Consider the following 9429-nt stretch of genomic DNA (forward strand, 5'->3'; position numbering starts at 1 on the left):
CATCACGCTTGATCGAGCATGAGGCCAGAAATCCGACGCACCTTGCGCTCGACAGCCGCCTCGAAGACCCCCGCCCGTGGTTCCACCAGGCTGAAGCATTGCTTGGCGCGGGTAATGCCGGTGTACACCAGCTCCTTGGTCAGCACGGGATTGAGCGCATCAGGCAACACCAGCGCGGTATGACTGAACTCCGAGCCCTGGGACTTGTGTACAGTCATGGCGAACACCGTTTCCACCTCATTGAGCCGACTGGGCAACACGAAGCGCACCCCGCCCGAGCCGTCATTGCGCGGGAAGGCGACCCTCAGCAGTGGCTCGCCATGCTCGTCGGGCAGGCGCAGGGCGATGCCGATATCACCGTTCATCAGGCCGAGGCCGTAGTCATTGCGGGTGACCAGCACCGGTCGTCCCTCGTACCAGGGTTGACGGGTGTCGATCAACCCGGCGTTGTGCAACACACGCGCCACACGCTCGTTCAGCCCTTGCACCCCCCAGGGCCCTTTGCGCACCGCGCACAGCAGCTGGAAACCTTCGAAGCTGTTCAGCACCAGGGCAGCCCACTGCTCCCACGCGGGGTCATCGCCAGGCGTGCCTGGCGCCGGCCGGTGACGACCGATACTACGCAGATAGTGGCGATAGCCCTGCGGGCCGTCTTCACCACGCCCAAGGCCATCCAGCAGCAAGCGATCGAAAGCGCGGTCATGCTCGCCGCGCAGGGACAGGCCGAACACATCCTCAGGCGGCATGCTCAGCAGATCCCGCGCCTGGCGGGCCTGCTGCAGGTTGACCAGGCGCGCCAACTGGCCGATACCACTGCCTTCGCCGAAACGCCGGGAATAACGCAACATCACCACCTGCTGGGCCAGCGCATGCTGGTGCGCATCACCTGGCTGCAGACCGCTGCCCTGCAGCGACTGGCCACCCACCTGCTCGAGCCAGGCCTGAGTGGCGGGCGTGTAACGCCCCTCTTCGGCATACCGGCACAGGTCGCCGAGCACCGCACCAGCCTCCACCGAGGCCAACTGGTCCTTGTCGCCCAACAGCACCAGGCGTGCCTGCGCTGGCAAGGCGTCAAGCAGATTGGCCATCATTTCCAGGTCGATCATCGAGGCTTCATCGACCACCAGCACGTCCAGCGGCAGCGGGTTACCGGCGTGATGCCGAAAATGCCGCGAACCGGGGCGACTGCCCAGCAAGCGGTGTACGGTGCTCACTTCGGTCGGAATCTGGGCACGCACATCGGCACGGACACGCAAACGCTCGACCTGCTGACCAATGGATTCGGTCAGGCGCGCAGCGGCCTTGCCGGTGGGTGCGGCCAGGCGGATGCGCAAGGGCCTGCCCTGCTCCACTGCCGGCCCCTGCAGCAAGGCCAGCAAGCGTACGACCGTGGTGGTCTTGCCGGTGCCAGGGCCACCGGTGATGATGCTGAACGCGGCACGCGTTGCCAGGGCACAGGCGAGCTTCTGCCAGTCGACCTGGTCTGCCGGGGCGCCATCCTCGAACAACTGTGCCAGGCGCGCGGGCAGGTCGGCGGGAATCGACTCGTCTGCCAGGATGCGTTGCTGCAGCGACCGGTCGATACGCCGCTCATAGCTCCAGTACCGGCGCAGGTACAGACGCTGGCCGCTGAGTACCAGCGGCCGCGCGTCCTGGCCCTGGGCATCGCCCGAGGCCACCAGCCGACTGGCCGCGATGCGCTGACGCCAGGTGCTCGGTTCGAGCGTGGCGAGCAACTGCGACGGCAACAGCAACGGCCCCGCCAGCGCATCGCCCTCTGGCGGCAGCGACAAGGCGAAATCGGGCTCGGCGAGAGTCTGCTCAAGGTCGAGACAGACATGCCCATGCCCCAACTGGTGACTGGCCAGCGCCGCCGCCAGCAACAGCAGGGGATCGCTGCCGGCCTCGCGTTCCTCGAGGAAGCTGACGAATGCCCGGTCCAGCGCACGCAACCAGCCGCGCTCGACCCAACGGTCGAGCAGGGCCAGCAGGTCATGGCTGTCGTTCAACGGCGCAAGGGCCGCCAGGTGCTCGGCCTGCAGCGGTGTCGGCAGCAGGTCATCGAGGGTACGGCTCATGGTGCGGCTCCGGCAAACAGGTCCTGCTGTTCGGGCGCACAGGCGCCGCGAAACAACGCATCGAGCTGCTCGATCAGCTCACGGGGCGGTCGGGCGAAATACAGGCCATGGCCGACGCTGCCAATACCGCGCAGGAAGATGAACAAGGCACCGCCCACATGGCGGTCGTAGTCGTAGTCGGGCAGCCGCGCGCGCAACTGGCGATGCAGGGCCAGCAGGTAGAGCACGTACTGCAGGTCGTAGCGATGGTCGAGGATCGCCTGCTCCATGGCCAGTGCACTGTAGGCGCTGCCGTCGGGGCCGAGCCAGTTGGACTTGTAGTCGGCCACGTAGTAGCGCCCGTCCAGCTCGAACGCCAGGTCGATGAAGCCCTTGAACATGCCATTGAGTTGGGTCGCCAGCGCTGCCGGTCGCGCGGCGCCACCGTGGGTGTGGCGGACAACGAGCTGATCGAGGCGCAGCACGTCGACCTGATGGCTGGCGAACCAGAACTCCATCTCGATCTGATATTGCTGGAGCTGCGCCAGGGTCAGGACCGGGCCGTCCGGCGACAGCGGCATGGCCTGCGTCAGCAACTGCTGCAGCCAGGGCGCCAGGGTCGGGATCCAGCCGGTCCAGTCGCGACGGTTGCAGCGTTGGCCGACCGTTCGTTCGATCAACGCGGGCTGGCCGGCCACTTCGGCAAAACCTTCACGCCCAGCCCACTCGAGCAGGCCGTGAAGGAAGGTGCCGGGGTTCGGTCCGCGAGGGAAACGGTGGATATCGCCGTTTTCCGCAGGGACTTCACGCAGGCGCTGTGCATCGACGTTCTCGTCGTCGAGCAATTGCTGGGCCTGGGAGCTGTCGGCACCGAGGTTCTGGTCGCCGACCCGCAAGGCGCTGTAGGAGGCGATCCACCACTGCTCCGCCGCTGCGCGGCGCGGCTTGCGTGCAGGCAGGCGTTCGGCGCTGTCCTGCGGGGCGAGATAGCACTGTTCATCGGCGTCGGGCACAGGCACGCAGGCAATGGGCGCCCCCTCGGCACACAGCGCCTGCAGCCAGTCGGCCAACTGCACGGAAGCCGCCAGCGGGACGCCGCCGCCCAGCAGGTAACCCAGGCCCGAGCGGTGCAGTTGCGAGGTTTTCTGGCTGCCGCGCTTGAGGTCGGCAACCCCCAGCCAGCAGGCATGCTGGGCGCGGGTCAGGGCGACGTAGAGCAGGCGCAGGTCTTCGGCCAGACGCTCATCGTCCGCCAAGGCGATCTGCTCGTCGGTGGGCGTGAGCGTCAGCAGCACCTGGCCATCATCGCCGTGCCAGGCCAATGGCAGGCGCTGGCCATCCACCGGTTTGCTGGTGCAGATGAACGGCAGATAGACCAGCGGGTACTCCAGGCCCTTGGATTTGTGGATGGTCACGACCTTGACCAGTTGCTCATCGCTCTCCAGGCGCAGGATCTGCTCTTCACCGGCCTGCCCGGCATTGGCCAGGTGCTCGGCCAGGTGACGGATCAAGGCCTGTTCGCCATCCAGTTCGCCGGCCGCCTGTTGCAGCAGTTCGGCCAGGTGCAGCAGATTGGTCAGCACACGTTCGCCATCGGTACGGGCAATCAACGTGCGTGGCAACTGGAAGTCGTGCAACAAGCGGCGCAGCATGGGCAGCACGCCCTGGCGCTGCCAGGTGTCGCGGTACAGACGGAAACGCATTACCCAGTCTTCCCAGACCCGCTCGTCCTGGTTCAGTCGCTCCAGTTCGAGCAACGGCAGGTCCAGCGTCAGGCTGGCCAGGGCGGCCTTGAGCAGGCGCTCGGCGTCAGGCTCGGCGCAGGCTTTGAGCCAGGCCAGCAGATCGTGCGCTTCCTGGGCGGCAAAGACCGAGTCCTTGTCCGACAGATAGACACTGCGTACCCCACGGGCAGCCAGCTCGGCACGGACCAGCTGCGCCTCGCGGCCATCGCGCACCAGGATGGCAATGTCCGAAGGCAGGCAGCCGCGCACCTCGCCCTGAGCGTTGGCAAACCCCGTCACACCTCGTTGACCACCGTTGAGCATGGCAACGATATGGCTGGCGCAGCTGGCGGCCAGTTGCTGACGATACAGCGTGTTGGCAACCGGCTCGTCACTGTGCAACTGCCAGCAATGCAGCGCCGCGCAGGGCTGGCCGTCGATCAGCAGGCGCTCGCTGCGGCCCTTGGCATGAACTTCGACGAACGGCAGCGGGTTGTCGTGGGCCTCACGGAACAGGAAAGCCCCCTTGCCTTCGGGGCGTTGCTCGGCCAGCAGGAACACGCGGTTGACCGCCTCGACCATGGCCTGGCTGGAGCGGTAGTTGGTGTCCAGGCTGTGCAGGCGCCCAGCCGTGGCACGGCGGGCACCGAGGTAGGTGAAGATGTCGGCGCCGCGGAAGGCGTAGATCGCCTGCTTGGGGTCGCCGATCATGAACAGGCCGGTTTCCGGGCGGTTTTCGGCGATCCGGTAGATGCGCTCGAAGATGCCGTACTGCACCGGGTCGGTGTCCTGGAACTCGTCGATCAAGGCCACCGGGAACTGCTCGCGGATCAGCCCGGCCAGACGCTCGCCGGCCTCGCTGCGCAGCGCGTGTTCGAGGCGCAACAGCATATCGTCGAAGCCCATTTCGGCGCGTCGGCGTTTCTCCACTTCGAAACGCGCCGCGACCCACGCGGCAGCATGTTCCAGCACCGCCGAATCGGGGCCGGGCAGCGCCTGCAACGCATCGCGGAGTGTCTCCATGGCGTGCAATGCCGGGTGGTCCGGTGGCTCGCCCACTTTCCAGGCCTCGGCCATGCCTGAGGGTGTCAGGCGGGTGAAGCCGGTGCCCAGGTCGAGTTCCATGACTTGCTCGTCACCTGCCCAGGCGCGCAGCTTGTCGAACCAAGGCTCGAAGAAGCGTGCCTGCAACTTGCGACCATCGGCCTGCTTGGCGGCCACTGCCGCACGGCAGATTTCGTGCAGTTCGTCGGCCCACTGGGCCCAGGGGGCCTTGAGCTCGCGCAGTTGCGCGTGGCGCCGCTGCAGGGCGGATTCGATCAACGCCTGTGGATCGGCACCGTCGTCTTCCCTGCTGACACGGCCGAACAGCGGGCGGATCCGCGGCAGCAACGCGTCCGGGCTCACCCAGTGGCTGCGCACCCAGGCCAGCGCTTCGCCCTGCATGCCGTAGCAGTAGCGCCGCCAGTAATCGCGCATGACCTGGCCGAGCAATTCGCTGTGATCGGTCTCCAGGCTCTGGGTGAACAGGCTGCCGCTGTCGAAGGCATGCTCGCGCAGCATGCGCTGGCACCAGCCGTGAATGGTCGAGACCGCCGCCTCGTCCATCCACTGCACTGCAACCTCAAGGCGACTGGCGCAACGGGCCCAGTGCTCCTGTGGATAATCGTCGCGCAGCAGGTGCAGCAAGGGGTCGGCGTCGTCCAGCTCGCCCCTGAAGAAACGCGCAGCCTCGGCCAGACGCGCGCGAATCCGCTCGCGCAGTTCCTTGGTCGCAGCATCGGTGAAAGTCACCACGAGAATCTGCGGCGGCAGCAGTTCGCGGGCAAAGCCTTGCTCGCCGCCATGGCCGAGGATCAGGCGCAGGTAGAGCGCCGAAATGGTGAAGGTCTTGCCGGTGCCGGCACTGGCTTCGATCAGCTGGCTGCCGTGCAGGGGAAAGCTCAGGGCCAGGGGACGGGCCTGGGTCATGCGGCGGTCTCCGGATTGCCTTGGGTCTGCCAGGGGGCGGCAAACAGGGGGCGGTAGAGGGATTCGCACCAGCCTTCGAAGGTTTCGTCAGCCGTGAGCGCAGCGAAGTCGCGGAACTGACGCAGCAGTGCAAGGCTCTCGCTGCGTTCGCCGAAGCTGTTCTGGCCGTCGCCTTCATAGGCGCGCTCGGCGGCAGCCTGGGCTTTGTCCGGGTCTGACTGGGCCAGCCAGGCGAAGGCGGTCTTGGGCGCCACTGGCAGGGGTGCATTCATCGCCCCCTGGCGCGCCACCAGCAGATCGGCAAGCAGGTCACCCGCTTGCGCCTCGGGCATCGGCGCGAGCAGCAGGGTGCGGTCGCTGGCGACCAAAGCGGTGTGCAGTGGATAACCGGCAGCGCAGGCCGCCAGGTGCATGACCCACGCGGGGATCAGCCGATGCCATTTGAGGCTGTTGCGCCCGGCCCCCAGGCTGTTGGGCACGGTGGTGATGCTCAGGAGGCTTTGTTCATCATCCTGGTAGACGCGCCCCAGCCAACCTTCCAGGCGATGCGGGCCGCGCTCGAAGTGAAGCGGCAGCGCGCCTTCTACCACGGTATGCCAGCGCTCCAGCAGTTGGCGATGACGCTGCAGCAGGTCTGGCAAGGGCTGGATCAGTTCCGCCTGCAGCGACTCGCCGAAGCCCGCCAATGGCAGCAGCCCGCATGCCTGCAGGCGGCGGGCCTGGGTACGCAATGCCTGCTCGGCGTCGTCGGGTGCGGCCAATGCAGCACCCAGCAGGCGCTCGCTGAGGCTGTAGCGTTGCAGGGCATCGAGCACGAAAGGCTCCTCATCCGGCGTTGGCGCTTCCAGCGCTTCGAAGAACACCTTGAGGCGTTGGCTGAAGAAATGCCGGACCGGATGGCGGAGAAAATCCTGCAGTTGCGTCAGGTTCAGCGGCTCATCGCTGTCATAGGGCGGTAGCGCCTGGTCGAGCTCCGAGGGTGGCTCGGCGGGCTGGTGCAGGACCTGCCACTCGTGGGCGTAGCTGAACAGCGCGCTGCCTTTCTGGAAGTAGCGCTGGCTGAAGGGTTGCAGGGGATGCTCCTGGGTCAGGGCATGCAGCAACTGCTGGCCCGGGTCGTCACGTTGGCCTTGCTGGGCTCCGGCCAGCTGCCAACCGGCGGCTAGATGGTCACGCAACTGGCCGACCAGCACCGAGGCGGGGCGTTCGCTGTTGTCGCGGATACTGCGCCCGACCCAGCTCACATAGAGTTGGTCACGGGCAGACAGCAGCGCCTCGAGCAGCAGGTAGCGGTCATCTTCGCGACGCGAACGATCGCCAGGACGGTAATCGCTGGCCATCAGGTCGAAGTCCAGCGGCGGCTGGGCGCGGGGGTAATCACCGTCGTTCATGCCCAGCAGGCAGACCACGCGGAACGGGATCGCGCGCATGGGCATCAAGGTGCAGAAGTTCACGGAGCCCGCCAGGAAACGCTGGGACAGCTTGCCCTGATCCAGCCCCGACAGCCAAGCCTCGCGCACGACCGTGAGCGGCAATGGATCGTGCAGGCCGACGGTCTCGCAGGTTTCCAGCCAGGTGTCACGCAGGTCCTGCAATTGCACCAGCAGCAGCTCGTCGTGCTCCTCCTCGGCGAGGAAGAACACCTGCAGCAGCGCATGCAGGCGCGCGCCCCACACTACGGGGCTGGCCGGCTCGGCGAGGGTCTGGAACGCCACGTCCAGAGCATCGAGCAGGGCCACCAGCGGGCCGATAAGGGCCGCGTCCAGGCCACCGATCTCGTCATAGGGCTCAATGTCGTCACAGGCCTCACCGACACCTACGGCGTAGCCCAGCAGCATCCGACGCAGGCCGAACCGCCAACTGTTCTGCTCCAGGCCTTCGGGCAAACCGAGGCGGGCACGTTGTTCACCGCTCAGGCCCCAGCGGATGCCGGCGCCCTCGATCCAGCGGTGCAGGGTCGGCAGGTCGCTCTCCTTGATCCCGAAGCGGGCGCGCACGGCGGGGACGTCGAGCAGGTCGAGGATCTCGCTCACGGCGAAACGGCTGTCGGGGAGCTTGAGCAGATGCTCCAGGGCGATCAGCAATGGATCGCGGCCGCGCTGGCCCTGGTCGGTGAGGGTGAAGGGGATGTAGCGCGGATCATGGCGGTCGAGTTGGCCGAAGACAGCGCGGATATGCGGGGCGTAGTCATCGATGGCCGGAAGCATGACGATGACATCGCGCGGACGCAGGGTCGGATCGCTGCTGAAGCGCGCAAGCAACTGGTCGTGAAGGATTTCAACTTCGCGCTGCGGGCTGTGGGCGATGTGGAAACGGACCGAACGGTCGCGGGTGGCATCGATGGCAGGCCAGGCCTCGCGGGTTTCGGCCAGGGGGCGCAGCTCGAGGATGTCGTCCTGCAACTGATTGAGCAGGGTGGTGGGCTGGGCGTCGCTGAACAGGTCGATGCGACCGTCGCTGAAGACACCACGGTAACTGTTTGGATCATCGTAGCTATCGAGCAGGTTGATGTAGTCACGGCCTTGCTTCCCCCAGGCGGCCAGCAGCGGATGAGCGTGCTGGTGCATCGACTCGTCGTCCAGTTGCAGCGGCATGCCGTGCTTGCGCTGTTGGCGCTTGTACTGGTGCCGGAGCAGGTCTTTGTCCGCGACGATATCCCCCCAGTGATGGCGGCAAGGGTTGTGTACGCACAGCAATACCTGGCTGAAGCGGGCCAGCCCGGCCAGGGCTTCAAGGGCCTGGGCGGGCAGCGACGAGATGCCAAAGACGATGACCCGCGACGGCAGGCCGGCGGGGGCTTGCTCAAGGGTATCCATGCGCGCGATGAAACGCTGATGGACGCCGGCACGGCTCTGCGCCATACCTTCTGCACCGACATCGTCGAGCAATGCACGCCATAGCTCGGCCTGCCAGCGGTTGCCATCCGCCAGGGGCTTGCGCTCGCCCCGGGCGGTATTGAGCACGTGCTCGCCAGCGGCCCAATCCTTGAGCCAGTCGGCGCGATAGACCTGGTATTGGTCGAACAGGTCGGCCAGGCGTTCGGCGAGCTGGTAGCGCTTGCGCAGGTCAGTGTCGTCGGTGAGGAAGCGCTTGAGTGGCTCGAAGTGCGGTCGCTCGATCAGCGCGGGCAGCAGGCGTACCAGGCGCCAGGTCAGCGGTGCCTTGTCGAGCAGCGACACCTCGGGAATCTCGTCGCGACCCAGCACAAGGCGATAGAGCTGCCACATGAAAGTGCCAGGCAACTGAACGTCGATGGCCGCAGCGATACCACAGCCGCCTTGATCATCGGCCTGTGGGTCTTCGGCCAGTGCGAGCTTGAGCCATTGGGCGATACCGTTGCTCTGCACCAGGGCGATTTCGTTCTCCAGGGGCGCCAGGGGATAGTTGCGCATCACGCTCACGACCAGGTTGCGCAAATCATCGAGGCGGTTGCCCTGGACGATCATGAAACCTGGATGCAGTGACGTGGTGTTGGCCATTGGGTGCTCTCTGGAAGACGGGGTGCGCAGACGGAACCATACCCTGTAGAGGCAGGCTTGTCCTGTGGCGTGCGCGGTGTCGACGTGCAGGAGCGCTCTGGTCCGGCCTGGCTTCAGAACGCCAGAAAGACAAAACCCCTACCTGCTCACGCAGATAGGGGTTTTGCGAAATGAATCTTGACGATGACCTACTCTCAC

The 9429-nt window shown here is 66.2% G+C and carries 3 protein-coding genes; all 3 read right to left on the bottom strand.

Going from position 1 to position 9429, the window contains the following annotated elements; genetic code table 11:
• Window positions 1–2: 2 nt before the first annotated feature.
• Genes recD through recC form a run of 3 tightly spaced genes read right to left on the bottom strand, consistent with a single transcriptional unit; the run spans window position 3 to window position 9231 of the window.
• Entirely contained in the window at window positions 3–2078 is a 2076-nt protein-coding gene (gene recD, locus AC2CGW_RS05825; RefSeq protein ID WP_484573672.1) for an exodeoxyribonuclease V subunit alpha, read from the bottom strand.
• Window positions 2075–5752: an exodeoxyribonuclease V subunit beta gene (recB, locus tag AC2CGW_RS05830; RefSeq protein ID WP_288374935.1), complete on the bottom strand. Its 3678-nt coding sequence runs from the start codon at window positions 5750–5752 to the stop codon at window positions 2075–2077. Before recB ends, recD begins: the two co-directional genes overlap by 4 nt.
• The gene (gene recC, locus AC2CGW_RS05835) at window positions 5749–9231 is read right to left on the bottom strand and encodes an exodeoxyribonuclease V subunit gamma (protein WP_484573673.1); all 3483 of its coding nucleotides are present in this window, start codon (window positions 9229–9231) and stop codon (window positions 5749–5751) included. The genes recB and recC overlap by 4 nt, the downstream gene beginning before the upstream one ends.
• Window positions 9232–9429 lie beyond the last annotated feature (198 nt).

It is taken from the genome of Pseudomonas sp. SYWMCR5 (genome assembly GCF_057197165.1).